A 26320-nucleotide genomic window follows, 5' to 3' on the forward strand; every position below is an offset into this window, starting at 1 on the left:
GCAATTGTCTCTTAGAGGTTAGAAACAAGAGCGAGGAGGCTGGGACAAAAGTCCTAGCCTCTCAATTATTTTTGGATTGTCGAGCAAGACGCAGTGGTTGAGTGGGCTCTACTATGCTGATTTCATCAGCTTTTACAGCCCTACTCAACTGTGCGGAGGTGGGACGACGAAATCGAATTCTAACGAATTACCGATTTCTGTCCCACTCTCTTCTTTCGTCTATCTATCAAGAAGTGAGGAAGGAATGAAAAAGAATATTGTAAAGGATGTCTTATTCTTGGGTCAAAAGTCAGAAGAAGCGACACCTGAGGATCGCACCTTGGCTTTGGATTTGCAGGACACCTTAAATGCTCATCTCCTTGAGTGTGTTGGTTTAGCGGCTAATATGATCGGGGTGAAAAAACGGGCGATTATCATCCGAATAGGAAGTGAAAATTTGGTCCTGTTTAATCCTGTTCTCCTTGAAAAGAAAAAACCTTACCAAACAGAGGAAGGATGCTTGTCCTTGGTAGGGAGTCGGCCGACCACCCGTTATGAGGAGATTACAGTGACCTATCGAGATGTGAATTGGAATGCAAAAACAATTCATTTGTCAGGCTTTCCGGCCCAGATCTGTCAGCACGAAATGGATCATCTAGAAGGCATTATTATCTAGAAGTCATTAATGGAGTCGATTGGGCTCCATTTTTTTAGTTCTTATAGAAACTTTTTTCTTGACAGGGATCTTTTTTGTGCTAAAATAGTTCTCATAGTAACTTTAAGGTTCTTATGAGAACTATTTGGAGGAATGATGGAAAAGCCATTACAAGAATTAAAAAAAATTGGCCATCTCATTCACCTCATGGTGGAAAGAGAGGCCAAGAAGAGAGGGTTTGAATTTAGCGCAGGACCACAAGGTCAGGTATTGAGATTCTTATCTCATCGTGAAAAGGAGGGAAAAGTGACCTTAATTCGGGATGTTGAACAGGAACTTCATATCACAAAATCCGTGACCAGTAATCTGATCAAGCGAATGGAGAAAAATGGGTTTATTTATTTAGAGGCTAGTCCGACCGATAAACGGGCCAAGTATGTCTACCTAACAGACAGTGTGAAAGCCAATTTGAATGACATGAAGCAATTCTTTGAAGAGGTAGAACGGAGTCTAGTAGCGGGTGTATCAGAAGAAGAATTGGCTATCTTTTTCAAGGTTATGCATCAATTTTATGAGAATATGAAAAAAAGGAGCGAGGAATGATCAATATATTTCGGCGCTTAACCGCCAAAGAATGGGGCGTGATTGCCCTTAGTACGGTCTTTATCTGTCTGGCAGTTTGGATGGATTTAAAGACCCCGGAATACTTGTCCGATATTACGACCCTCTTAGCTAAGGAGGGGACCAAGGTTTCTGATATCATGGAGCCAGGGAGTAAGATGTTGCTCTTCTCTTTTGGAAGCTTTTTGATGGCAGTTCTTGTGGGCTTTTTGGCTTCACGAGTCGCTGCCAGCTTTACGACGCGGCTTCGAGGAGAGATTTTCCACCAGGTGATGGATTACTCTGATGCAGAGATCAAGAAATTCTCCGTTCCCTCTCTCTTGACTCGGACGACCAATGATTTGACCCAGTTACAAATCATGATTGTCATGGGGATGCAGGTCGTGACGCGTGGGCCTATTATGGCGATTTGGGCCTTGACCAAGATTTGGGGCAAGAGCAGTGCCTGGACAACTTCTGTTGGGATTGCGGTCTTGATGGTCTTGATTCTGCTTTCTGTTCTGGTTCTGATTGCCTTTCCACGCCAGCAAAAGGTTCAAGGTTTGACCGATGCCTTGAATGCGACGACACGGGAGAGTTTGACTGGGGTGCGGGTCGTTCGCGCCTACAATGCGGAAGCGTATCAAAATGAGAAATTCCAGGCTGAAAACAAGGGCTTAACCCGTCTAAATCTCTTTGTTTATCGTTTGATGTCTCTGATGAACCCTGTCATGACAGTGGTATCAAGTGGCTTGACCCTTGCTATCTACTGGATTGGGGCGCACTTGATCAATGATATCGCCATGCCAAAAGATCCTACAAAGATCTTCACCAGTCCTGCATTAGCGGATCGGACCAAGGTCTTCTCAGATATGATCACCTTTTCTTCTTACGCCATGCAGGTTGTCGTTGGCTTTATGATGATGGTGGCCATCTTGATTATTCTTCCTCGTGCACTAGTATCCGCAAAACGGATTAATCAGGTCTTGGCTCTTGAACCGTCTGTAGCCTTCCCAAGTGAGTCAAAAGAAACAACAGGCCAAGCAGGTACAGTAGAATTTCAAGATGTTTCCTTCCGCTATGGACGGACTTCCCGTGCGGTGATTGAACATGTGACCTTCTCAGCTCAGAAAGGACAAACTGTTGCCTTCATCGGATCAACTGGTTCTGGTAAATCCACTTTGGTCAATTTAATCCCACGTTTTTACGATGCGACAGAAGGAAAGATCTTAGTGGATGGCGTCAATGTCAAGGGCTATAGCCACCAAGAATTGAACAATAAAGTCGGCTACATTCCCCAAAAAGCAGTGCTCTTCAGTGGCACTATTCGCTCCAATATGGAATTTGGAGAAAGTAGTCAAGGAAAATTAGAGGATGAAGCTATTTGGAAAGCTCTTGAATTGGCCCAAGCCAAAGAGTTTGTTGCCACAAAAGAGAAGGACTTGGATACAGAAGTAGCGCAAGGAGGAAGCAACTTCTCTGGAGGACAACGTCAACGTTTGGCCATTGCGCGTGCCCTTGCACGCAAGCCCGAGATCCTCATCTTTGATGATTCCTTCTCAGCCCTGGATTATAAAACGGATCGTATCTTGCGACAAGCCCTAAAAGAAGAGTTGGCAGATACGACCAAATTGATCGTTGCCCAACGGATTTCGACCATTATGGATGCGGATTTGATTTTGGTCCTGGATCAAGGGAAGGTCGTCGGTCAAGGTACCCACAAGGAATTGCTTGCGACCAATGAAGTCTATCAAGAAATTGCCTATTCACAATTGTCTAAGGAGGAGTTGGAACATGCATAAAACAAAACAAGAATCGTCCCTTTGGAGACAACTTTCTCCCTATTTGAAGGGCTTCCACCTATTTTTCCTAGTTGCTATCCTCTTTTCGGTCGTATCGAGTATTATCACGGTTATTGGACCGGATAAATTAAAAGAAATCACGGATACTATCACAAAAGGGATGGGAGGAGTCATTGATATTGACAAGATCACTTCGATTGCTCTGACCTTAGCCATCCTTTATGGAGTTGGAGCACTAGTGTCCTACAGCAGTAGCTTCATTATCTCAACGATGATTCAGCGCTTCGCAGAACGCTTGCGCAATGCCATCGCTGAAAAGATCAATCGTGTACCCCTCCAATATTTTGATAGTCACGAACAAGGAGATACCTTGTCTCGTGTGACCAATGACGTGGATTTGATGACCCAATCCTTTAACCAAAGCTTGGTTCAAATGGTCTCCTCTATCGTCTTATTGATCGGCTCCATCTTCATGATGTTTAAGACGGACTGGCACTTAGCTGTCACAGCGATTGTATCCGTCTTTGCTGGCTTTGCTCTTTCTAGCATCATTATGGTCAAGAGTCAGCCTTTGTTTAAACAGCAACAAGATAATCTTGCCAAAGTTTCAGGCTATGTTGAAGAAATCTATAGTGGCCACAATGTTGTTATTTCCTATAATGGCCGCCATCAAGCTAAAGATCATTTTGATGCCATCAACCAAGATTTGTACCATAGCATGTGGAAATCCCAATTCTTCTCTGGGATCATGATGCCCTTGATGCAGTTTGTAGGGAATTTCGGCTATGTCATGGTCTGTATCGTTGGGGCTGTCCTCACCATTAATGGAGACATTACCATCGGGACAATTGTGGCCTTTATGACCTATGTCCGCATCTTTACCCAACCAATTGGTCAAATGGCCCAAGGAATTACCCAATTGCAATCAGCCAGTGCTGCTATGGGGCGTGTCTTTGAATTCTTAGACGAAGAAGAAATGGAAGACGAATCCCAAAAAACACGTCAATTGGAAACACCAAAAGGTCATGTCACCTTTGAGCATGTTCGCTTTGGCTATTCACCAGACAAGACTATTATCCATGACTTTACAGCTGAAGCCAAACCGGGGCAAAAAGTGGCCATTGTTGGTCCGACAGGTGCAGGTAAGACGACCATGGTCAATCTCTTGATGCGTTTTTACGACATTCAAGCTGGTAAAATTACCATCGATGGTGTGGATACTAAGGCCATGAGCCGAGAAGAAGTTCATGATGCCTTTTCGATGGTCTTGCAAGATACCTGGCTATTTGAGGGGACCATTCGAGAAAACCTGGTCTTCAATCAAACGGATATTTCAGACGAAGCGGTGGAAGCAGCAACACGAGCTGTTGGGGTCCATCACTTTATTCGGACCTTGCCGAATGGTTATGACACCGTGCTAGATGATTCTGTCACCTTGTCCGTCGGTCAAAAGCAACTCTTGACCATTGCGCGTGCCCTCTTGAAGGATGCCCCGCTCCTCATCTTGGATGAAGCAACCTCATCTGTCGATACCCGTACAGAAGAGTTGATTCAAAAAGCCATGGACAAACTCATGGAAGGCCGGACCTCCTTTGTCATTGCCCATCGCTTGTCCACTATCCGTAATGCGGATCTGATTCTCGTGATGAAAGATGGAAATATTATCGAGCAGGGTAACCACCAAGAACTCATGAGCCAAAATGGCTTCTATGCCGATCTCTACAATAGCCAATTCACAGAAGAAGTAGCGTAAGAACAAGATACAAAGCCCGTAAAATGCACAGTGAAAATAGGAAATTCTTGCAGTGAGACATGCTCACAAGAGAATTTCCTATTTTCACACAGCATTTAGGGCGTGTTCAATTCGTGCAATGGCAAGCACAATGGTGCCTTGCCGACACGACTCACTAACTCCTCAGGTGGATAATATCGATCCACCTTCGTCCTGTCGCAATTCCAACAAGATACAAAGGGCGTAACATACAAAGTGAAAAAATGAGAGTGGGACAGAAATCGGTAATTCGTTAGAATTCGATTTCGTCGTCCCACCTCCGCACAGTTGAGTAGGGCTGTAAAAGCTGATGAAATCAGCGTAGTATAGCCCACTTAACCACTGCGTCTTGCTCGACAATCCAAAAACAATTAAGAGGCTAGGACTTTTGTCCCAGCCTCATTTTTTTATCGATAATAGTAATGGAAAAGACGTTTCTTAGAGACAGAAAAATGATAAATCATCAGATTTTAGTGATAAATCATGTGAAAAAGAAGAAAGAAAGGATAAAAAAGAAGCCTGGCTTGACAGGTTTTCTTAGGATCGCGTATACTAGTAGTATAAAATAAGATGAAAGACAGGAGTGCCAACATGAAGCCCAATCTTCAAGATTATCCGAAATTTTATCGTTGGCTAACCCTGCCTTTTGCGAGAAAACCACATCGTGTGCGGGTCCTTCAAAGGATGAATCGAATCCTGACGTTCGCCATGCCAGGCATCTACGGCCTGGTCTTTTGTTGGCTGTTTTTTAAGAAAACTTCAATGGGAGGCATCTGGCCTTTTATCTGGATCCCTGCTTCGGGTTTTGTCTTGTTTAGCCTCTTTCGTCATTGGGTTAATATTCCGAGACCTTATGAGAAATGGGAGATTCAACCCTTATTGGAAAAGAATTCATCCGGACATTCCTTTCCTAGCCGACATGTTTTTTCGGCCACCATTATCTCCATGTGTGTCTGCCAGTTGTCGCTTCCGCTAGGAATGTGCTCGATGCTCCTATCTCTTCTATTAGCCCTTGTCCGAGTTCTTGGAGGGGTTCATTATCCCAAGGATGTCCTCGTCGCTTGGGGATTGGGACTCGTCTGGGGAGGACTCTTTTTGCTGGCTTGAATGAACAAATTCTTAAAAATTGACCTTTGTCTAAGAGCGAGGGATAGTGTATACTGGAAAGTGGACTTAGAATAGGAGAGAAGATGAAGTACAGAAAAGCAAAAAAAGCAGATCTGGATCAGGTGGTTCGAGTAGCCAGTACAGCCTTTGAGGACTATCTATTTTTAAAAGTCATCAAGGATTTGGTGCGTGATCCCAAGCAGTATCCTGCCTTTGTTGAGGCAATGATGCGCATCTTGGTGAAGGTTTTTCTCAAGCACCATATTTGCCTTGTGGCAGAAAAAAACGATGAAATTTATGCGGTAGCCTTGTTGCAAAAAGGACCGATTCCTTTTCGGGCCTATCTCTTAAATGGGGGATTCGGTTTGCTCAAGTTTATTTCCTTGAAAAATATGTTGGCCTACTTTAAATTTATGGAGGACACGGATAAGGAATTGGAGGGAAATGTAGATTTTGATTGGTATTTGATGCTTCTCGCAGTCGCCCCTAAACACCAACGGCAGGGCTATGGCAGTCGCTTTATGACAGAAGGAATTGAGCCTTTCTTGGAAGAGATCAAAGGGGAAAAACTAGCCTTCTATACCAATACCAAAGGAAATGTCTATTTTTACACAAAAAATGGCTACAAGGAAGTCTATTCAAGTGAGATTAGCTTTAACCAAGTAGAGATGGGTAGTTGGTATTTCTTGAAAGAACTAAAAAAACACTAAGGATACAACCTTAGTGTCAGATTGATGACAAAGTCATTTTAGAAACTTTCCTTAGGTGACTACGGACGTCAGCGAACTTCGAAGAAGTTCCATGACTTAGTTTTGAGCCTAAGGTCTCAAAACTCCCGAGCTCTTGAAACTATTAAGTTTCAAGAGCTTTTCTCACGTCGGAAAGTTTCAGTTGATGATTGAATAATTCTAACGAATAAATTTTTTTATTTTTACAGAAGTTAATAGATTTGTATAAAATAGCAATTTGTATACGCCTTCACACTAAGGTGACAACCTTAGTGTTTTTTCATTGTAGCTGTGAATCTGCTTGAATGCCGAATTTTTCAAAGAAAGCAGTTCGTTCTTCTATGATAGCATCGGTCGGATGTTTGATATTCCGTAAGAGCTCAACAAGGTCCGGCGTGACTTCACGAAGCAGTTGCCCTAAGGACCAGATAGCCGTTGCAATATGAATCTGATTTTGTGAAGTTTCGATGATGTTCAGGAGCTTAGGGATGGCTGAGCGGTCATTGGCATTGGCTAGTGCGATAATTGCATTGCGTTGGAGGATATTCTTGCCTCGCCAGCTTCCAGCAACATGCCCGAATTTTTCCTTAAATTGTCCGTTAGACAGTTCAATAAAGGGGATCAACTCTGGATGAGCCAGATCAGGATCGATTTCTGTTGCCAAGGGATTATCCAGCCCTTTGTTATAAGGGCAGCTAATCTGACAGATGTCACATCCATAGATGACCGTTTTAATTTTCTTGCGAAATTCTAGGTCCATCATGCCCTTGTCTTGGGTTTGGAAGGACAAACAGCGTTTGGCATTCATAGAGCCATCCCCTATTAAACAGGAGGTTGGGCAAGCATCTAAACAACGCCGACAGTCTCCACAACCATAGTCGACTGGTTGATCTGGTTCGATTTCGAGGTTGGTAATCAATTCCCCTAAAAACATGTAAGAACCGTATTCTTTTGAAATGACCAAGCCATTTTTTCCGATAAAGCCAATCCCTGCTCGTTGGGCGACGGCTGTATCTACCAGTGCTCCAGTATCGACCATACCCTTATATTCAAAATCCTGCGTCATTTCTTCAATCCCAGCAGCTAAGCGGTTGAGCTTGTCTTGAAGGACATAATGGTAGTCTAATCCCCAGCTGTTGGGGGTAAATTTTCCTCTTTTATAGGCTGTTTTTTGAGGTTGTTGCTTGAGTTTGTGGGGGTAGGCGACAGCGATTGAGATGATGGTCTTTGCGGAGGAGAGACTTAATTTGGGTTGGATGCGCTCTTCAATATTCTTATGCTCGAATCCAGAATTCCGTCCTTCCTCAACGGCCAAGCGGAGCGATTTTTCCAAATAAGCAAAGTCATCAGCAGTTGTAAATCCAATTTTTGAAATCCCAATAGAATGCGCCAGTTGGATAATATTTTCTTTTAGTGTCATCCCTTTCATTATACACAAAAATGAAGTTTCTGGCGAGAGAGGAAAATAATGGGAAGGGCTTTCAAAAACTTTCTTTTTTTTGTATAATAGAAACATGAAATGCGAGGAGGATATTATGGGACAACCATTATTTTTACATTCAGTCATGCAGGAAAAAATTTGGGGAGGAACTCGTCTGAAAGAAGAATTTGGTTACGAAATTCCGAGCGACCATGTCGGTGAATTTTGGGCGATTTCAGCCCATCCACATGGTGTTTCTAAAGTAGCCAATGGTCCATACGAAGGAATGGGATTGGATCAGCTCTATCAAGAGCACCGGGAATTATTCAGTAATCGTAAAGAGCCTGTCTTTCCTTTATTAACAAAGATTTTAGATGCCAACGATTGGCTCAGTGTACAGGTGCACCCAGATGATACCTATGCAATGGAACATGAAGGAGAACTTGGAAAAACTGAGTGTTGGTATGTGATTGCGGCTGATGAAGGATCTGAGATTATCTATGGACACAATGCCAAGTCAAAAGAAGAACTCCGTCAGCAAATTGAGGACAAGAACTGGGATGCTTTGCTGACAAAGGTTCCAGTCAAGGCTGGAGATTTCTTCTATGTGCCAAGCGGGACCATGCACGCCATTGGTTCTGGAATTTTGATTCTTGAAACCCAACAGTCGAGTGACACCACCTACCGGGTTTATGATTTTGACCGCAAGGATGCTCAAGGAAACTTGCGGGAGCTTCACTTGGAAAAATCGATTGATGTGTTAAACATCGGTGAGCCGGCAAATAGTCATCCAGATACAGTTGTTGTCGATGATCTTCGAATGACCACCTTGGTTGCCAGTGATTTCTTCACTGTTTATAAGTGGGAACTGACTGGAAAAGCTGATTTTGAAAAGACTGCTGATTACAGCTTGTTAAGCGTCTTAGCCGGAGAAGGAAAATTGACGGTAGATGGAAAGGATTATCCTATTCGAAAAGGAAGTCACTTTATCTTACCGAGCGATGTTGAATCTTGGACTTTGGAAGGGCAAGGTTTAGAATTGATCGTGAGTCATCCATAAAAAAGAAAGGGTTTGAGTTAAAAGTTGTGAAACAACTCAAGCCTTTTTTATCTGAAAACTTTTTTTATGTTAAGCCTTGACTCTGACCTAAGGGGAGGGGTTATACTATCCTTGTAATACTCTTCGAAAATCAAATTCAAACCACGTCAGCGTCGCCTTACCGTATATATGTTACTGACTTCGTCAGTTCTATCTACAACCTCAAAGCAGTGCTTTGAGCAACCTGCGGCTAGCTTCCTAGTTTGCTCTTTGATTTTCATTGAGTACAAGGAGGAAATCATGTACCATATCAAAGAAGCTGCAGAGCTGTCGGGTGTCTCTGTCAAGACCTTGCACCACTATGACAAGATAGGACTTCTCGTTCCTGTGAAATCTGAAAATGGTTATCGGACATACAGTCAAGAAGATTTAGAACGATTACAGGTGATTCTCTACTACAAGTATCTAGGATTTTCCTTAGACCAAATAGCAGAACTCTTAGCTGAAGAAAAAGCTAACTTATTGCCCCATTTGACCAAACAGTTGGACTATTTGACTCAAGAAAGACAACGTCTGGATACCTTGATTTCTACCTTGCAAAAAACCATTCAAGAACAAAAAGGAGAAAGAAAAATGACCATTGAGGAAAAATTCACTGGATTTAGCTATCAAGATACTCAAAAATACCAGCAAGAGGCGGTAGAGAAGTACGGTCAAGAAGTCATGGACCAAGCGCTTGAGCGCCAAAAGGGGCGTGAAGATGAGGCTACGGAAGCCTTCAACCAAGTTTTTCAAACTTTGGCGCAAAATCTCAAAGATGGTCTATCCGTATCCGCAAATGAAAATCAAAATCAGGCAGCTAAACTTTTAGAAGCAATTCGAACGTATGGATTTGACTGCTCTATAGAGGTTTTTGGCCATATCGGCAAAGGCTATGTCTATAACCCAGAATTCAAGGAAAACATCGACAAGTTTGGAGCTGGCACAGCCCAGTACACTTCGGATGTCATTGCCCACTATGTGGCACATCAACCCAAATAAAAAAGAGAGAGTGGGACAGAAATCGGTCATTCGTTAGAATTCGATTTCGTCGTCCTACCTCCGCACAGTTGAGTAGGACTGTAAAAGCTGATGAAATCAGCGCAGTAGAGCCCACTCAACCACTGCGTCTTGCTCGACAATCCAAAAATAATTGAGAGGCTAGGATTTTTGTCCTAGCCTCGTTTTTTGCTTGGATCAATTTGAAAAGAAGCTGGCTGATCTAAGAGAGGTTGGATAAATGAACACAATGAAAACTTTACGAAGATTTCACAATTTCAGTTGACAGTCTTGAAAAAAAAGAGTAGAATAACCCCAGTTTTATGAAAAAGAGGCAGGGAATTCCCGGCCTCATGATCTTTTTTCAAGGAGTTTTTTATGTTTTCAACATTGAAAAAATGGTTTATTGGCCGTCCGTTGAAATCTGGTGCAGAAGGTGAAGGCGGATTGCTAGGGAAAATGCAGGCTTTGGCCATGCTCTCTAGTGACGCACTTTCTTCTATTGCCTATGGTCCAGAGCAAGTTATCTTGGTCTTGATGACCGTATCAGCAGGAGCTATTTGGTGGTCCATTCCAATTGGGATTGTGGTCCTGGTTCTCCTAGCTAGTTTAACGATTTCTTATCGCCAAGTCATTCATGCCTACCCTCAAGGGGGAGGGGCCTATATGGTGACTACGGAGAACTTGTCTCCCAAAGCGGGTTTGATCGCTGGTGGTAGTCTCTTAGTCGACTACATGCTGACAGTAGCAGTATCTGTGTCTTCCGGTGCAGATGCCATCACGTCAGCGATTCCATCTCTTCATCCTTATAATCTTCACATTTCCATTTTGTTGGTCTTGATTTTGATGCTGATGAACCTTCGGGGGCTACGTGAATCAGCGACATCATTGATGATTCCGGTATACCTTTTCATTGTCAGTACCATTGCCTTGATCGGCTATGGTGTGATCCAAATCTTGACGGGTCACTTGGCCTATAACGCAACTGCTCATGTGGGTCAAACCATTTCAGGGGTTAGTATTATTCTCTTATTGCGGGCCTTTACGAGTGGATCCGCTTCCCTAACAGGGGTTGAAGCCATCTCCAATTCGGTTCCTTTCTTTAAGAAACCAAAAGCAAAGAATGCAGCTTCTACCTTGACCATTATGGCTTTGATTTTGGGGATCATGTTTGCAGGGATTACCTTCCTCAATTACTGGGTGGGTGTCGTTCCGGCTAAAGGGGTAACAACTCTAGCCCAAATGGCCCAAGCCATCTTAGGGAATTCCCCAGTTGGACAAGCCTTCTTTTACATCTTCCAATTATCAACAGCCTTGATCTTGGCAGTTGCGGCTAATACCGGTTTCTCCGCCTTTCCAATGTTGGCCTTTAACATGGCTAAAAATAAATACATGCCACACATGTATATGGAAAAAGGGGATCGTCTGGGCTATTCTAATGGGATTTTGACCTTGGCGATTGGTGCCATCGTCTTGCTCTTGATTTTTGATGGACAAACAGAAAGCTTGATTCCGCTTTATACCATTGGGGTCTTCATTCCTTTTGCCCTTTCTCAAACAGGGATGGTGATCCACTGGAAACGCCAATATCAAAAAGGATTTCTTAAGTATTCGCTTGCCAATATCCTGGGGGCAGCCATCTGTTATGGAATTGTCTTGATCCTCTTATTATTCCGTTTGCGTGAGATCTGGCCCTTCTTCCCTATTATTGGTCTCTTGCTTTGGATGTTCTTGAGTATCCGTAATCACTATGATAAAGTTGCGGCTCAATTGCGCTTGGGAGGTAAGATCGAAAAGACAAGTTATGCGGGCAATACCGTGATTGTCCTTGTTGGGAATGTCACTCAGGTAAGTGTGGGAGCTATGAGTTATGCAAATAGCCTAGGAAACGATGTTATAGCTATGCACGTCTCAACGGAAGAAACCAAGGTTAAAGACGCTGAGGTAGCAGAAGAATTTAAGCACTATTTCCCTCATATTCGCTTTGAAAATGTCATGACCAGTTACCGGGATATTATCCAGCCAACAGTTGAATTTGTCTCAAAAGTGGCTGAGGAGGCCAAGGAAAAAGGCAACACCGTTACAGTCCTAGTCCCTCAATTTATCCCTAAAAAACATTGGCAAAATATTCTCCACAACCAAATGAGTTTGAAATTGAAGTATGCACTTCGTTGGCATGAAGAAGTGGTTGTGGCAAGCTATTCTTACCATTTGTCTGAATAACGATCGCCTAAAGAAAAGATGTCTGCTTGAGCAGGCATCTTTTTGGATTTTCTTACACGAAAAAAACCACTCGAAAGTCTTGTAAGATACAGCCTTGATCTTGAAAAAATGTTTAAAAAATGCTAGAATAAAAAGAACATTTTAGATTTTGAAAAATTCAAAGTAAGGAAAAAAATGGCAAATTTATTAAAAACAATTATTGAAAATGATCGAGGCGAAATCAAACGCCTTGAAAAAATGGCTGATAAGGTCTTTTCTTATGAAGACCAAATGGCAGCTTTGACGGATGACGAATTAAAAGCGAAAACAGTTGAGTTTAAGCAACGTTACCAAGATGGTGAGTCTTTGGATGATCTCTTGTACGAGGCTTTTGCAGTTGTTCGTGAAGCTGCAAAACGGGTTCTTGGTTTGTTCCCATACAAGGTTCAGGTCATGGGGGGAATCGTCCTTCACCATGGTGACGTTCCAGAGATGCGTACAGGGGAAGGAAAAACCCTAACAGCAACCATGCCGGTGTACTTGAATGCCTTGTCTGGTAAAGGGGTGCACGTTGTTACCGTCAATGAATACTTGACAGAGCGGGATGCAACAGAGATGGGAGAACTTTACTCATGGCTTGGCCTTTCAGTAGGGATCAACCTTGCAGCAAAATCTCCAGCTGAGAAAAAAGAAGCTTACCTCTGTGATATCACTTACTCAACCAACTCAGAGATTGGTTTTGACTACTTGCGTGACAACATGGTTGTGCGTGCAGAAAACATGGTTCAACGTCCATTGAACTATGCCTTGGTCGATGAGGTAGACTCCATCTTGATTGACGAAGCGCGTACTCCGTTGATCGTTTCTGGTCAGACAGCTTCTGATACGAGCCAGCTCTATCACATGGCGGATGCTTATGTGAAGACCTTGACAGAGGACGATTACATTATCGATGTCCCATCTAAAACCATCGGTTTGTCTGATTCAGGAATCGATAAAGCAGAAAGCTACTTTAATCTTGAAAACTTGTACGATATTGAAAATGTAGCTTTGACTCACTTTATCGACAACGCCCTTCGTGCCAACTACATCATGATTTTGGATATCGACTATGTGGTCAGCGAAGATCAAGAAATCTTGATCGTCGACCAATTTACTGGTCGGACCATGGAAGGACGTCGCTATTCTGATGGACTTCACCAAGCGATTGAAGCCAAAGAAGGTGTTCCAGTTCAAGAAGAAACCAAAACATCTGCATCGATTACTTACCAAAACCTCTTCCGTATGTACAAGAAGTTGTCAGGGATGACAGGGACAGGGAAAACCGAAGAAGAAGAATTCCGTGAAATTTATAACATTCGCGTGATTCCAATTCCAACCAACCGTCCGATTGCCCGTATTGACCATCCAGACCTTCTCTACCCAAGCTTGAAATCAAAATTTAAGGCTGTTGTGGAAGATGTGAAGTCTCGTCATGAAAAAGGTCAACCAGTCCTAGTAGGTACCGTTGCCGTTGAAACCAGTGATTACCTTTCTCAATTGTTGGTTCAAGCAGGTGTCCCTCACGAAGTTTTGAATGCGAAAAACCACTACAAAGAAGCGCAAATCATCATGAACGCTGGTCAACGTGGTGCTGTTACCATCGCGACCAACATGGCCGGACGTGGTACCGATATCAAGCTTGGTGAAGGTGTTCGCGAACTCGGTGGACTATGTGTTATCGGGACAGAACGTCACGAAAGCCGTCGGATCGATAACCAGCTTCGTGGACGTTCAGGACGTCAAGGGGATCCAGGTGAATCTCAATTCTACTTGTCTCTTGAAGATGAATTGATGCGCCGTTTCGGTTCTGAACGGATCAAAGCAGTGCTTGATCGCTTCAAGTTGAGCGAAGAAGAATCGGTGATCCGTTCAAATATGTTCACCCGTCAAGTAGAGGGTGCACAAAAACGGGTTGAAGGAAACAACTACGATACCCGTAAACAAGTCCTTCAATACGATGACGTGATGCGGGAACAACGGGAAATTATCTACGCTGAACGCTATGATGTCATCACAGCTAACCGTGACTTGGCACCTGAAATCAAGGCCATGATCAAACGGACCATCAAACGGATTGTTGAAGGGGCCAGCCACTCAAGCAAGGAAGAACGCGTTGAAGCGATTCTGAACTTTGCCAAATACAATTTGGTTCCGGAAGATACGATTTCTGCAAGCGATATTGAAGGAAAATCTGACAAGGAAGTTATCGATTACTTGTATGCACGTGCAGAAGAAATCTATGCTAGCCAAGTAGCGAAATTGCGTGACGAAGAGTCTGTGCAAGAATTCCAAAAAGTCTTGATCCTTCGAGTGGTAGACAGCAAGTGGACGGACCATATCGATGCTTTGGATCAATTGCGAAATGCAGTTGGACTCCGTGGATATGCGCAAAATAACCCAGTGGTAGAATACCAATCAGAAAGTTTCCGTATGTTTAACGATATGATCGGATCGATTGAATTTGATGTGACTCGTCTCATGATGAAAGCCCAAATTCACGAACAAGAACGTCCACGTACGGAACACAGTATTTCAACAACTGCGACTCGCAACATTGCAGCGCAACAACAAGATATTCCAGCAGATATTGACTTGTCACAAGTGAAACGCAACGATTTGTGCCCTTGTGGTTCAGGCAAGAAATTCAAAAACTGTCACGGGCGTAAATTTTAAGAGCTCCTCTGAAATAGAAAGAGGATGGGTCTAGGTAGCATAAGGAGGCCGTATGGTATTCATTACGAAGAGCAATAAGATTGATGAGCAAGAGATCACTTCGCTTTACCGCTTGGAAGGTCCAGCCTTGGAGCGCAAAGAAGCGCGTGATCGAGAATTGGAAGCTATTATCAAAGGAGAAGACCAACGGATCCTTCTTGTGATCGGACCTTGCTCTTCTGATAATGAAGAAGCTGTGATGGACTATGCCCGTCGTTTGGCAGACTTGCAAGAGCAAGTGAAAGATCAGATTTTCATTGTGATGCGGGTCTATACGGCTAAACCTCGGACCAATGGGGATGGCTATAAAGGCTTGATGCACCAACCAGATACACATGCAGCACCAAGCTTTGTGGACGGTTTGAAAGCGGTTCGACATCTCCACTACCGTGTGATTACAGAAACTGGTTTGACAACTGCGGATGAGTTGCTTTATCCAGCAAGTCTTCCGTATGTTGAGGATTTGATTTCTTATCATGCCATTGGAGCGCGTTCAGTTGAAGACCAGGAGCACCGCTTTGTATCTAGTGGGATCTCTGCTCCGACAGGCATGAAGAATCCAACCTCTGGAAATCTTTCAGTCATGTTCAATGCGATTTATGCAGCCCAACATCCCCAAAACTTTTTGTTCAATGACCAAGCAGTGGAAACATCAGGAAATCCTTTAGCTCATGCGATCCTTCGTGGAGGATTGGATTCAAGTGGTAAGAATATTCCAAACTACCATTATGAAGATTTGCTTGCGGCAGCAAAACGCTATAGCGAAATGGGCTTGCAACATCCCTTCATCCTGGTGGATACCAACCATGATAACTCTGGCAAACAATTCGAAGAGCAAGTACGCATCGTGAGAGAAACCATGATGAACCGTGCTTGGAATAAGGATTTGGCAACTTTAGTTCGTGGTTTCATGATTGAATCCTATCTAGAAGATGGTCGTCAAAATGAACCAGTGGTTTATGGTCAATCCATCACAGACCCTTGCCTGGGTTGGGAAAAAACACAGGCCTTGGTTAAAGAAATTGCAACGATGAATAAGTAAAAGGCAGGGGCGGAAGGAGTGATTCTTTAGCCCCTTCTCTTTTGTCAGTAAAACAATACTGAAACGATAAATAAGGATAAAACAAGATGATCAAAGGACATGGCATCGATATCGAATCGATCGCTGCGATTGAAAAAGCCTATCAGAAGAATACTCGATTCGCTGAAAAAGTCTTAACCGAGGCTGAGAGAGAGCGCTTTGAGGAATTGTCTGGAAAACGGAAAATGGAATATTTAACGGGCCGATGGTCCGCCAAAGAAGCCTTTTCAAAGGCAATGGGAACAGGGATTGGACCAGTTGGTTTTCAAGATTTAGAAATTTTAAATGATGCCCAGGGAGCTCCCTATTTTTCCAAGTCTCCTTTTTCTGGGAAGGTATGGATTTCGATCAGTCACAAGGGAGACCTAGTGTCGACCAGTGTCATTTTGGAGGAAGAAAATGAAAGCAAGTAAACATAGACCAACTGTTGCAAGAGTCGATTTGGATGCCATTGCCTTTAATGTGCAACAAGTCAGTGAGCATATTCCGAGTCAAGCTTTGAAATATGCAGTCGTCAAGGCCAACGCCTATGGTCATGGGCTCGCTGCAGTAACCAAAAAATTGGCACCTCAGGTTGATGGCTTTTGTGTATCCAATATGGATGAAGCTCTCGAAATCCGTGAAGAAGGCTTGCAACACCCTATTTTGATTTTGGGAGTTGTGCCAAGTGAAACAGTGAATCTAGCCAAAGAGCATGACATCCGCTTAACGGTGGCTAGTCTTGCTTGGTTGGATCAATTGCTTGGACAAGAAGCAGATCTTTCAGGATTGAAGGTCCATATCAAGGTGGATTCAGGAATGGGACGGATTGGATTCCGAAGGATCGAAGAGATCAAAGAGGCTGAACGCCTCCTCTTGGCAGCTGGAGCTGAAATTGAAGGGATCTTTACTCATTTTGCGACAGCAGATGAAGCAGATGATCGAAAATTTCAAGCGCAATACCACTTTTTCAAAGAAGTATTGGCTACTCTTGAAACCCTTCCTCCCATTGTCCATGCAAGTAATTCTGCCACCTCTTTGTGGCATGCGGATACAATTTTCACGGCTGTGCGCTTGGGAGATGTCATGTATGGCTTGAATCCGAGCGGATCTGTGTTAGCCTTGCCTTATGAAATCAAGCCAGCTTTGAGTTTGGTGAGCGAATTAGTTCATGTGAAACAGTTAGAAGCTGGTCAAGATATTGGCTACGGGGCAACCTATACGACGGAAGACCCCCAATGGATTGGGACGATTCCTATTGGCTATGCGGATGGTTGGATCCGAGAGATGCAAAATTTCCATGTGCTGATCAAGGGTGACTTTTGTCCCATTGTTGGTCGCGTTTCGATGGACCAGATAACGGTTCGCCTTCCCGAAGAATTGCCTTTGGGGACTAGAGTTACCCTGATTGGACGAGAGGGCGAGAAAGAAATCACGGCGACAGAAGTTGCGGACTACCGTGGGACCATTAATTACGAAGTAGTCTGTCTCTTGAGTGATCGGATTCCTCGTGACTATACAGGTGAAGAATAAGAAGAAGCAGGTGGGATTTTCCCGGATGGACCTGCTTTTTTATAAAAGAAAGGAGGAGAAATGAATCTACACCAACCCTTATCCGTACTGCCTGGAGTCGGTCCAAAATCGGCGGAAAAATTTAAAAAGTTAGGGATTGAAACCTTAGAAGATCTGCTCTTGTATTTCCCCTTTCGCTATGAAGACTTCAAAACGCGCAATGTTTTAGAGTTGGAAGATGGGGAAAAAGCTGTCATCTCTGGGGTGGTAGCAACACCAGCCAATGTCCAATATTATGGCTACAAACGAAATCGCTTGCGTTTTTCCATCAAACAGGGAGACCAAGTCATTGCGGTTAATTTTTTCAACCAACCCTATCTAGCAGACAAAATCGAGGTCCAGCAGACAGTGGCTATTTTTGGAAAATGGGACAAGGCCAAAGGCAGTTTGACAGGAATGAAGCTCCTGGCTCAAGTGGAAGATGATTTGCAGCCGGTCTATCGGGTGACACAAGGAGTGAGCCAAAACAGCCTGGTGAAATTGATCAAAATAGCGTTCGATCAGGGCTTAGACCAGCTTTTAGAAGAGAACGTACCCCAAATCTTACGAGATCGTTATCAACTCATGTCTCGTTCCCAAGCAGTGCAAGCTATGCATTTTCCTAAGGATCTAGCAGAGTACAAGCAAGCTCTTCGCCGGGTAAAATTTGAAGAGCTCCTCTTTTTCCAGCTGCAACTCCAAGTGCTAAAAGAAGAAAACCACGATGCCAGCCAAGGGATTTCCTTGGACTGGGATCCAGAAAAATTAGCAGAACGAAAAAAACAGCTTCCTTTTGAGCTAACGCAAGCTCAAGAAAACAGCTTGAATGAAATCTTGACAGATATGGCTTCTCCTTATCATATGAACCGCTTGCTTCAAGGGGATGTGGGAAGCGGGAAGACAGTCGTGGCCGGTCTTGCCATGTATGCAGCCTTAAGCGCTGGGAAGCAAGCTGCCTTGATGGTGCCAACGGAGATTTTGGCAGAGCAGCACAAGGAAAGCTTGCAAAATCTTTTTCCAGACTTGCCAATTGCCCTTCTAACAGGAGGATTAAAGGCAGCTGAGAAACGAGAAGTCTTAGAAGAGATCGCCTCAGGGAAAGCTCAACTGATTGTGGGGACACATGCCTTGATTCAAGAGGGAGTTCACTACCAAGATCTAGGCTTGGTCATTATTGATGAGCAACACCGCTTTGGGGTTTCCCAGCGCCGTATTCTTCGAGAAAAAGGACAAAATCCAGACGTCCTGATGATGACGGCTACCCCTATTCCCCGAACCTTGGCCATCACGGCTTTTGGAGATATGGATGTGTCCATCATTGACCAGATGCCTGCGGGACGAAAGGAAATCATCACACGTTGGGTCAAGCATGAGCAGTTAGAAGTGGTCCTCGACTGGTTAGTCAAAGAACTTGGCAAGGGTTCTCAGGCTTACTTTATTTCTCCATTGATTGAGGAGTCAGAGGCGCTAGATTTGAAAAACGCCCTTGCTCTACAAGCGGAGTTAGAGGCCTTCTTTGGTCAGCGGGCACGTGTTTCTCTTCTTCATGGGAAGATGAAAAGTGAAGAAAAAGATGCCATCATGCAGGCCTTTAAAGAGCACCAAGTCGATGTTTTGGTGTCTACGACCGTTATTGAAGTAGGAGTCAATGTGCCCAATGCGACCGTTATGGTCATTATGGATGCAGATCGGTTTGGTCTTAGCCAACTTCACCAGCTTCGAGGTCGGGTTGGGCGGGGAAACAAGCAATCCTATGCTATTCTAGTAGCCAATCCTAAGACAGATAGTGGCAAGCAGCGCATGAAAATCATGACAGAGACGACCAATGGCTTTGTGCTGGCGGAAGAAGATTTGAAAATGCGGGGTTCAGGTGAAATCTTTGGAACCCGCCAATCTGGGATCCCAGAATTTCAAGTGGCGGATTTGGTAGAAGATTATCCCATTCTGGAAGAAGCAAGGAAAGTTGCCAGCCAGATCGTAGCCACGCCAGATTGGCGCGAACACCCCGATTGGCATTTGCTCTCACTTCATTTAGAAAAGAAAGAACATTTAGATTAGAGCATAAAAAGGGAGTAGAGTGGAAATTCTTTGGATTCCACTCTACTCCCTTTAAGATGGCATTTTACGGGCTTTGTATCTTATTAATTGAACACGGGCTGCGGATTGTGTCAAAAAGATGAATCCTCCTAGAATCTTTTGGATTCTTCGTCGTATTCCCTATTTTGACTGTATCCGCTACGCCCTTTGTATCTTATTTTACCCTTCGATATAGTCTTTGAGTTCTTGTCCTTTTAGGCCGGCATTGAGGGCGATGAGAAGTTTGATGCGAGCTTTGGGGGCATTTAATTCTTTGATGAAAAAGACACCGGCTTGATGGAGTTGGACGCCACCGCCTTCATACGCGTAAACTGGTTCTGCGATCCCGTTGAAGCAGCGGGATACTAAAGCGATTGGAAGGCCTGCATCTATAAGCTCTTGGAGTTTATGTGCCGTTTCTTTAGGGATGTTTCCAGCTCCAAAGGCTTCGATAATGAGACCATCCAGCTTTGAAAGATCCAGCATGTCCAGCAGATCGGATTTCATCCCTGCGTAGGTAGCAATGATCGGAACGAAACCATCGATGGTATCGAGATCAAAGCGCACCCTTGGCTCGGCTGTTTTAAAGAAGAGGATTTCCTTTTTCATGACCAAACCTAGTGGACCGTGGGTTGGTGTCTGAAAGGTACTGACATTGGTGGTATGAGTTTTGGTGACGTACTTAGCCGCATGAATTTCATCGTTCATGACGACTAAGACCCCTTTATCGCGTGCTTTTGGATCGGCAGCCACTCGAAGGGCTGTCAGAAAATTATAGACGCCATCGCTTCCGAGCTCGTTGGAGCTTCGCATAGCTCCTGTAATGACCACAGCGATCTCTGGTAACTCCATGGTATCCAAGAAATAAGCCGTTTCTTCCAGCGTATCTGTCCCGTGGGTAATAACGATGCCATCATAGTTGTGAGCTTCCTCTTTGATTTTTTGATATAGAGCTAACATGTGACGGGGGGTCATTTGAGGGCTGGGAAGGTTGAAGAAGTCCTCTGAGGTGACTGCAATCCCTTCAATTGGTGAAGTGACTTGGGTCATGGGATTGACTTCATTGGTAATCACTGCTCCAGAGTCATCTGCTGCCATCGAAATGGTCCCTCCGGTATGTAGTGCTAAAATTTTCTTAAACATGTGAAGCTCCTTGGAATATGTGATATAATTTATTTTATCATAAAAAGAAAGAAACAGTAGACATGGAAATAAAAGCAGTCTTTTTTGATATCGATGGAACCCTGGTTAATGATAGTCGAGCGGTTCTAAAATCAACAGAAAAAGCCATTCAGTCTTTAAAGGAAGAAGGGATCTATGTAGGCCTTGCGACAGGGCGGGGACCGGCCTTTGTCAAACCGTTTATGGAACGCTATGGCTTTGATTTTGCTGTGACCTATAATGGTCAGTATATTTTGACCAAGGAGCGCGTGTTGTATACCAGCCCAATCGATAAAAAGAGTCTGCACCAACTAATTGACTATGCTCGAGAACACCGTAAGGAAATTGCTCTCGGTACCAAGGATGGGGTATTTGGTTCTCGGATCATGAGTTTTGGGATGAGTCCTATTTCAACCTGGTCCAGTCGCTTTGTGCCCCGCAAAATGGCCCGTACCGTCAGTCGAGGATTTAACAAAGTGGTCAGCAAGGTCGTCCCACAAGATCAGGATACCCTCTATGCACTAGCGCAAGAACCAATCTACCAAGTGTTGATCTTATCGAGTCCAGAGGAGACTGCAAAAATTGAAAAAGAGTTTCCGGATCTGAAATTCACACGGTCTAGTCCTTTTGCAGCAGACGTCCTCAACCCAGGCATTTCCAAACTAGAAGGGATCCGCATCGTTGGTCAGGAATTTGGCTTTGACATCGATGAAGTGATGGCTTTTGGAGATTCGGATAATGACTTAGAGATGCTGTCAGGTGTTGGCTTGTCTATTGCGATGGGAAATGGAACGACCAGTGTCAAGGCAATTGCCAAGCATACCACGACTAGTAATGGCAAGGATGGCATCCAAAAGGCCCTGCAACACTTTGGTATTCTCTCAGAGAAAGAACTCTTTCTTTCTAAGGATGATCACTTCAATAAGGTCAAAACCTTCCATGGTGTGATGGATGGAGAAACCCAGGAGAAACCAGTTGTTTGGCAACCTCAAGACGCCCTTTATCGAACCATGTTCAAGCAAGAGGAGTTGGTAGAATTTGTCCGAGCAGCTAGCACAAGTGAGGAAGAATTTGACCGCTCGGTAGCAGCTCTTCACCAAGCCTTGGATAAGGCTGCAGATAAGGTTCGGAGCAAGCATCCAGCTGAGATCTCCATGGTAGGGCAGGTTGATGCCTTGATTGATACCCTCTATCTGACTTATGGTAGCTTTGTACTAATGGGAGTCGATCCTGAAGAGGTCTTTGAGATTGTTCACCGGGCCAATATGGGCAAGATTTTCCCAGATGGAAAGGCGCACTTTGATCCAGTAACCCACAAAATTCTGAAGCCAGATGATTGGGAAGAAAAATACGCCCCGGAACCAGCTATCAAAAAAGAACTCGATCGCCAGCTCAAGGCCTACGAAAAACATGCAAAACAAAAAGAAGCAAAAAAAGACAACTAAAAAGAGAGTGGGACAGAAATCGGTAATTCGTTAGAATTCGATTTCGTCGTCCCACCTCCGCACAGTTGAGTAGGGCTGTAAAAGCTGATGAAATCAGCGTAGTAGAGCCCACTCAACCACTGCGTCTTGCTCGACAATCCAAAAATAATTGAGAGGCTAGGACTTTTGTCCCAGCCTCTTCAGATTGAAGATAAAGTCTTCTGAAAAACTTTCCTTAGGTGAGTACGGACGTCAGCGAACTTCTACGAAGTTCCATGACTTAGTTTTGAGCCTAAGGTCTCAAAACTCCCGAGTGCTAGAAACAATAGCCTTTCTAGCACTTTTCTCACGGCGGAAAGTTTTTAATCTTCAAAAAATAAAAGTCATTTTTTGAAAATCATCTAGCTGTTTTATGTAAAACAATAGTTTGTCTACATTCAAAAAGTTTGGAACAAAGGTTCCAAACTTTTTCTTTCTTACATGGTTTTATCCTTATCACGTACCACTAGTAAGTCTACTTTGGCGTGGCGAAGGATATATTCTGAGGAGGATCCGACCATTAACCGTTCGAAGGCATTGAGTCCGGTAGCCCCGACCATAATAAGGTCAACCCCTTCTTTACTTGGGATATCATTGGCTAAGAGGACTTTTGGATTTCCCATTTCTACAACAGTCACAACATTTTGAACGCCGACTTTTTCAGCACGTTCCTTGTAGCCCTTGAGCAATTCGTTGGCTTCTTCTTGCAATTCTTCGTAGACCTCAGCATCAAAAGTTGAGACGCTTTGAAGGGCACGGGTATCGATGACGTGGGCAATTGTCAATTTAGAGCCGTTGCGAAGAGAAACATTAACCCCTTTTTCAAAGGCTAATTCTGCTTCATGAGAACCGTCGACAGCGACCATGATGTTTTCGTATTTTTGAGACATAACCCTACCTCCTTATAGCTTGAAAACATGGATAGAACAGAAGTTCTTCTATTCTTCATACACTTATATTTTATTCCTTTTAAGCTAGAATGTAAAGGTAAAGTCTCACTTTTCTGGTATATTTTTGCAGAATTTTTAAAGTCCTCGGTTTGTACTCTATTTCAACTAGTGGTATAATAGAGATAATTTCGTGAATCGAGGCAGAATATGAAGGAATATAATAAATCAAGCAAACTCGAACATGTCGCTTACGATATTCGTGGTCCAGTCTTGGAAGAAGCCATGCGCATGCGAGCAAATGGAGAAAAAATTCTACGTTTGAATACAGGGAATCCTGCTGAATTTGGCTTTACAGCTCCAGATGAAGTTATCCATGATTTGATCATGAATGCGCGTGATAGTGAAGGTTATTCAGATTCAAAAGGGATTTTTTCAGCCCGCAAGGCCATCATGCAGTACTGCCAGTTGAAAAAAATTCCAAATGTGGATATTGATGATATTTACCTTGGGAATGGAGTGAGTGAGCTGATCGTCATGTCCATGCAAGGACTGCTCGACAATGGGGATGAGGTCTTGGTTCCCATGCCGGACTATCCTCTTTGGACAGCAGCCGTCAGCCTAGCTGGTGGGAATGCGGTTCACTATCTTTGTGATGAAGAAGCGAACTGGTACCCAGATATCGAGGATATCAAGTCGAAAATCACTTCAAACACTAAGGCTATTGTTGTCATCAACCCGAATAACCCAACAGGTGCCCTCTATCCAGATGAGATCCTGCTTGAGATTGTAGAGATCGCTCGTCAAAATAACTTGATCATCTTTGCGGATGAAATTTACGATCGTTTGGTCATGGATGGGGAAAAACACACGGCTATCGCAAGCTTAGCGCCTGATCTCTTCTGTGTGAGTATGAATGGCTTGTCAAAATCTCACCGGATTGCCGGTTTCCGTGTTGGTTGGATGGTTCTATCTGGTCCCAAGCATCATGTGAAGGGCTATATCGAAGGCTTGAATATGTTGTCCAATATGCGTCTTTGTTCAAATGTTTTGTCTCAACATGTTGTGCAAACCTCTCTGGGAGGCTACCAATCCGTGGATGAACTCTTGCTTCCAGGTGGTCGAATCTATGAACAACGCAATTTTATCTACAAGGCCATCAATGATATTCCAGGCCTCTCAGCTGTTAAGCCAAAGGCTGGTCTCTATATCTTCCCTAAGATTGATCGGGACATGTACCGCGTGGATGATGACGAGCAATTTGTTTTAGAGTTCTTGAAGCAAGAAAAAATTCTCTTGGTTCATGGCCGCGGATTTAACTGGAAAGATCCAGATCACTTCCGGATCGTTTACCTTCCACGTGTCGATGAGTTAGCTCAAATTCAAGAAAAAATGACTCGTTTCTTGAAGCAATACAAACGTTAATTAGATAAAGGATTGAAGAGGAAAGTCTTCAATCTTTTTTTGATTCATTTTATAAAATCCATGTCATCGAAACGATATTTTTCTGAATTGCGCATAATTGTAGAAAAAATAAATAATTTTCAGATAATTTGATTGAAATTCCCACACTTATATGATATACTTGAGCTGACTATATGCGAGGTTTATTATGGCAAACTTATTAGAAAAGACACGTAAAATTACATCCATCTTGAAACGGACTGATGAACAGTTGCAGTTCGAGATGCCTTATAATGATATTGCCCAGCAATTAGCGGATATTATCCACTGTAATGCCTGTATCATTAATAGCAAGGGAACCCTTCTTGGTTATTTCATGCGTTACAAGACCAACAATGACCGGGTAGAAGCTTTCTTTCAAAATAAAAAATTACCAGAAGATTATGCCAAGGCAGCTAGTTTGGTCTACGATACAGAAGCTAATTTAGATGTGGACCATGATTTGAGTATCTTTCCGGTCGAAACCAAGTCTGAATTTCCTGATGGCTTGACGACCATTGCGCCTATTCATGTTTCTGGGATTCGGTTGGGCTCCTTGATCATTTGGCGCAATGATAAACAGTTTGCGGATGATGATTTGATCTTGGTTGAGATTGCGAGTACCGTGGTAGGGATTCAAATGTTGAACTACCAACGCGAGGAAGACGAGAAGAATATTCGTCGTCGGACAGCGGTGAATATGGCTGTTAATACCTTGTCTTACTCTGAATTGCGTGCTGTTTCTGCCATCCTTAGTGAATTGAAAGGAAATGAGGGACAGTTGACTGCTTCTATCATTGCAGATCGGATTGGTATCACCCGCTCTGTGATTGTCAATGCACTCCGGAAATTGGAGTCAGCTGGTATTATTGAAAGCCGTTCTCTTGGAATGAAGGGAACCTATCTCAAAGTGTTGATTCCAGATATCTTTGAGGAAATTAAGAAAAGAGATTACTAATGACTAAAGCCTTGATTTCAATTGACTACACTGTCGATTTCGTAGCAGATGATGGTAAGCTTACGGCAGGTGCTCCTGCCCAAGCCATTTCTGAGACCATTGCTCAGGTGACCCAATTGGCCTTTGACCAAGGAGCCTATGTCTTTTTTGCCATTGATGCGCATGATGTAGAGGATCCATTTCATCCTGAAAGCAAGCTCTTCCCACCTCATAATATCATTGGGACCAGCGGACGGGATTTGTACGGCCCTTTAGCAGATTTTTATCGGGAGCACAAAGCGGATCCACGCGTCTTTTGGATGGACAAACGTCATTATTCTGCTTTTTCAGGAACGGACCTAGATATCCGCCTGCGGGAACGCCATGTAGATACCGTCATTTTAACTGGGGTCTTGACTGATATCTGTGTCCTTCATACAGCGGTGGATGCCTACAATCTCGGCTACCAGATCGAAGTCGTGGAACCTGCAGTGGCGTCGCTCACTCCTGAAAATCACCAGTTTGCCTTAAATCATTTCAAGCATGTCTTAGGGGCAAGCTTGGTAGACGGCGCACTAGCTGTATTAGATACTAAATAAGAAAAGATTGTGAAAGAGGTCATAGACATTTGTCTAGGCCTCTTTTTC

General features: G+C 43.7%; 21 protein-coding genes. 18 read left to right on the forward strand and 3 right to left on the reverse strand.

The window, feature by feature from the left end:
- Positions 1-244: 244 nt before the first annotated feature.
- The 6 genes from SM123_RS02645 (at position 245) to SM123_RS02670 (ending at position 6624) form a co-directional block, all read left to right on the forward strand.
- Positions 245-655 carry a peptide deformylase gene (locus SM123_RS02645; RefSeq protein ID WP_320909775.1) on the forward strand — a complete coding sequence of 137 codons (411 nt, stop codon included), beginning with the start codon at positions 245-247 and terminating at the stop codon, positions 653-655.
- A 135-nt stretch (positions 656-790) separates the two neighbouring features.
- On the forward strand, positions 791-1237 hold the full coding sequence (locus SM123_RS02650; protein WP_298620032.1) for a MarR family winged helix-turn-helix transcriptional regulator: 447 nt from the start codon (positions 791-793) through the stop codon (positions 1235-1237).
- Entirely contained in the window at positions 1234-3036 is a 1803-nt protein-coding gene (locus tag SM123_RS02655) for an ABC transporter ATP-binding protein (RefSeq protein WP_320909776.1), read from the forward strand. Before SM123_RS02650 ends, SM123_RS02655 begins: the two co-directional genes overlap by 4 nt.
- The gene (locus SM123_RS02660; RefSeq protein ID WP_201036779.1) at positions 3029-4789 is read left to right on the forward strand and encodes an ABC transporter ATP-binding protein; all 1761 of its coding nucleotides are present in this window, start codon (positions 3029-3031) and stop codon (positions 4787-4789) included. The genes SM123_RS02655 and SM123_RS02660 overlap by 8 nt, the downstream gene beginning before the upstream one ends.
- A 609-nt stretch (positions 4790-5398) precedes the next feature.
- Complete coding sequence (locus SM123_RS02665) at positions 5399-5914, forward strand: phosphatase PAP2 family protein (protein ID WP_320909777.1); 516 nt, start codon at positions 5399-5401, stop codon at positions 5912-5914.
- An 83-nt stretch (positions 5915-5997) separates the two neighbouring features.
- A complete protein-coding gene (locus SM123_RS02670) occupies positions 5998-6624 on the forward strand; it encodes a GNAT family N-acetyltransferase (protein ID WP_320909778.1) in 627 nt (208 codons plus the stop codon).
- Between the two features lie 298 nt (positions 6625-6922).
- Here SM123_RS02670 and queG read toward each other — a convergent pair whose 3' ends face one another.
- Positions 6923-8062, reverse strand: coding sequence for a tRNA epoxyqueuosine(34) reductase QueG (gene queG, locus SM123_RS02675; protein ID WP_070466486.1), 1140 nt, complete (start codon positions 8060-8062; stop codon positions 6923-6925).
- Positions 8063-8177: 115 nt separating this feature from the next.
- Between queG and manA the strand changes: the two genes are divergently transcribed.
- From manA to recG, 8 genes are all read left to right on the forward strand, one after another.
- A complete protein-coding gene (manA, locus tag SM123_RS02680; RefSeq protein WP_049522813.1) occupies positions 8178-9122 on the forward strand; it encodes a mannose-6-phosphate isomerase, class I in 945 nt (314 codons plus the stop codon).
- Positions 9123-9401: 279 nt separating this feature from the next.
- Complete coding sequence (locus SM123_RS02685; RefSeq protein WP_049523116.1) at positions 9402-10142, forward strand: MerR family transcriptional regulator; 741 nt, start codon at positions 9402-9404, stop codon at positions 10140-10142.
- Between the two features lie 375 nt (positions 10143-10517).
- Positions 10518-12362 (forward strand): APC family permease, encoded by a 1845-nt coding sequence (locus SM123_RS02690; protein ID WP_155198784.1) that lies wholly within the window; start codon positions 10518-10520, stop codon positions 12360-12362.
- A gap of 174 nt (positions 12363-12536) precedes the next feature.
- Positions 12537-15056 carry a preprotein translocase subunit SecA gene (gene secA / locus SM123_RS02695; RefSeq protein ID WP_021153773.1) on the forward strand — a complete coding sequence of 840 codons (2520 nt, stop codon included), beginning with the start codon at positions 12537-12539 and terminating at the stop codon, positions 15054-15056.
- 52 nt (positions 15057-15108) lie between these two features.
- Positions 15109-16137 carry a 3-deoxy-7-phosphoheptulonate synthase gene (locus SM123_RS02700; protein WP_320909779.1) on the forward strand — a complete coding sequence of 343 codons (1029 nt, stop codon included), beginning with the start codon at positions 15109-15111 and terminating at the stop codon, positions 16135-16137.
- 86 nt (positions 16138-16223) lie between these two features.
- A complete protein-coding gene (acpS, locus tag SM123_RS02705; protein WP_061454959.1) occupies positions 16224-16589 on the forward strand; it encodes a holo-ACP synthase in 366 nt (121 codons plus the stop codon).
- Entirely contained in the window at positions 16576-17688 is a 1113-nt protein-coding gene (alr, locus tag SM123_RS02710; RefSeq protein ID WP_320909780.1) for an alanine racemase, read from the forward strand. Before acpS ends, alr begins: the two co-directional genes overlap by 14 nt.
- Before the next feature lie 60 nt (positions 17689-17748).
- The gene (recG, locus tag SM123_RS02715) at positions 17749-19764 is read left to right on the forward strand and encodes an ATP-dependent DNA helicase RecG (RefSeq protein ID WP_320909781.1); all 2016 of its coding nucleotides are present in this window, start codon (positions 17749-17751) and stop codon (positions 19762-19764) included.
- 198 nt (positions 19765-19962) lie between these two features.
- On the opposite strand, the gene SM123_RS02720 is transcribed toward recG, so the two are convergent.
- Positions 19963-20925 (reverse strand): asparaginase, encoded by a 963-nt coding sequence (locus tag SM123_RS02720; RefSeq protein ID WP_150906471.1) that lies wholly within the window; start codon positions 20923-20925, stop codon positions 19963-19965.
- A 62-nt stretch (positions 20926-20987) separates the two neighbouring features.
- Between SM123_RS02720 and SM123_RS02725 the strand changes: the two genes are divergently transcribed.
- The gene (locus SM123_RS02725) at positions 20988-22388 is read left to right on the forward strand and encodes a Cof-type HAD-IIB family hydrolase (RefSeq protein WP_320909782.1); all 1401 of its coding nucleotides are present in this window, start codon (positions 20988-20990) and stop codon (positions 22386-22388) included.
- Between the two features lie 455 nt (positions 22389-22843).
- Here SM123_RS02725 and SM123_RS02730 read toward each other — a convergent pair whose 3' ends face one another.
- Positions 22844-23296, reverse strand: a complete 453-nt coding sequence (locus tag SM123_RS02730) for a universal stress protein (protein WP_003008541.1) — start codon at positions 23294-23296, stop codon at positions 22844-22846.
- A 207-nt stretch (positions 23297-23503) separates the two neighbouring features.
- Between SM123_RS02730 and SM123_RS02735 the strand changes: the two genes are divergently transcribed.
- The 3 genes from SM123_RS02735 (at position 23504) to SM123_RS02745 (ending at position 26272) form a co-directional block, all read left to right on the forward strand.
- Positions 23504-24718 carry a pyridoxal phosphate-dependent aminotransferase gene (locus tag SM123_RS02735; protein WP_021153766.1) on the forward strand — a complete coding sequence of 405 codons (1215 nt, stop codon included), beginning with the start codon at positions 23504-23506 and terminating at the stop codon, positions 24716-24718.
- Positions 24719-24905: 187 nt separating this feature from the next.
- A complete protein-coding gene (codY, locus tag SM123_RS02740) occupies positions 24906-25694 on the forward strand; it encodes a GTP-sensing pleiotropic transcriptional regulator CodY (protein ID WP_024054997.1) in 789 nt (262 codons plus the stop codon).
- Positions 25694-26272 carry a cysteine hydrolase family protein gene (locus SM123_RS02745; protein WP_045759798.1) on the forward strand — a complete coding sequence of 193 codons (579 nt, stop codon included), beginning with the start codon at positions 25694-25696 and terminating at the stop codon, positions 26270-26272. The genes codY and SM123_RS02745 overlap by 1 nt, the downstream gene beginning before the upstream one ends.
- The last annotated feature ends 48 nt before the right edge of the window (positions 26273-26320 follow it).

The organism is Streptococcus sp. S5 (assembly GCF_034134805.1).
Classification (GTDB): Bacteria; Bacillota; Bacilli; order Lactobacillales; family Streptococcaceae; genus Streptococcus; species Streptococcus lingualis.

What these genes read in the sequence shown, in the direction of transcription:
- SM123_RS02645 (WP_320909775.1), top strand. Translation starts at nt 245, where the DNA reads ATGAAAAAGAATATTGTAAAGGATGTCTTATTCTTGGGTCAAAAGTCA.
- SM123_RS02650 (WP_298620032.1), top strand. Translation starts at nt 791, where the DNA reads ATGGAAAAGCCATTACAAGAATTAAAAAAAATTGGCCATCTCATTCAC.
- SM123_RS02655 (WP_320909776.1), top strand. Translation starts at nt 1,234, where the DNA reads ATGATCAATATATTTCGGCGCTTAACCGCCAAAGAATGGGGCGTGATT.
- SM123_RS02660 (WP_201036779.1), top strand. Translation starts at nt 3,029, where the DNA reads ATGCATAAAACAAAACAAGAATCGTCCCTTTGGAGACAACTTTCTCCC.
- SM123_RS02665 (WP_320909777.1), top strand. Translation starts at nt 5,399, where the DNA reads ATGAAGCCCAATCTTCAAGATTATCCGAAATTTTATCGTTGGCTAACC.
- SM123_RS02670 (WP_320909778.1), top strand. Translation starts at nt 5,998, where the DNA reads ATGAAGTACAGAAAAGCAAAAAAAGCAGATCTGGATCAGGTGGTTCGA.
- queG (WP_070466486.1), bottom strand. Translation starts at nt 8,062, where the DNA reads ATGACACTAAAAGAAAATATTATCCAACTGGCGCATTCTATTGGGATT.
- manA (WP_049522813.1), top strand. Translation starts at nt 8,178, where the DNA reads ATGGGACAACCATTATTTTTACATTCAGTCATGCAGGAAAAAATTTGG.
- SM123_RS02685 (WP_049523116.1), top strand. Translation starts at nt 9,402, where the DNA reads ATGTACCATATCAAAGAAGCTGCAGAGCTGTCGGGTGTCTCTGTCAAG.
- SM123_RS02690 (WP_155198784.1), top strand. Translation starts at nt 10,518, where the DNA reads ATGTTTTCAACATTGAAAAAATGGTTTATTGGCCGTCCGTTGAAATCT.
- secA (WP_021153773.1), top strand. Translation starts at nt 12,537, where the DNA reads ATGGCAAATTTATTAAAAACAATTATTGAAAATGATCGAGGCGAAATC.
- SM123_RS02700 (WP_320909779.1), top strand. Translation starts at nt 15,109, where the DNA reads ATGGTATTCATTACGAAGAGCAATAAGATTGATGAGCAAGAGATCACT.
- acpS (WP_061454959.1), top strand. Translation starts at nt 16,224, where the DNA reads ATGATCAAAGGACATGGCATCGATATCGAATCGATCGCTGCGATTGAA.
- alr (WP_320909780.1), top strand. Translation starts at nt 16,576, where the DNA reads ATGAAAGCAAGTAAACATAGACCAACTGTTGCAAGAGTCGATTTGGAT.
- recG (WP_320909781.1), top strand. Translation starts at nt 17,749, where the DNA reads ATGAATCTACACCAACCCTTATCCGTACTGCCTGGAGTCGGTCCAAAA.
- SM123_RS02720 (WP_150906471.1), bottom strand. Translation starts at nt 20,925, where the DNA reads ATGTTTAAGAAAATTTTAGCACTACATACCGGAGGGACCATTTCGATG.
- SM123_RS02725 (WP_320909782.1), top strand. Translation starts at nt 20,988, where the DNA reads ATGGAAATAAAAGCAGTCTTTTTTGATATCGATGGAACCCTGGTTAAT.
- SM123_RS02730 (WP_003008541.1), bottom strand. Translation starts at nt 23,296, where the DNA reads ATGTCTCAAAAATACGAAAACATCATGGTCGCTGTCGACGGTTCTCAT.
- SM123_RS02735 (WP_021153766.1), top strand. Translation starts at nt 23,504, where the DNA reads ATGAAGGAATATAATAAATCAAGCAAACTCGAACATGTCGCTTACGAT.
- codY (WP_024054997.1), top strand. Translation starts at nt 24,906, where the DNA reads ATGGCAAACTTATTAGAAAAGACACGTAAAATTACATCCATCTTGAAA.
- SM123_RS02745 (WP_045759798.1), top strand. Translation starts at nt 25,694, where the DNA reads ATGACTAAAGCCTTGATTTCAATTGACTACACTGTCGATTTCGTAGCA.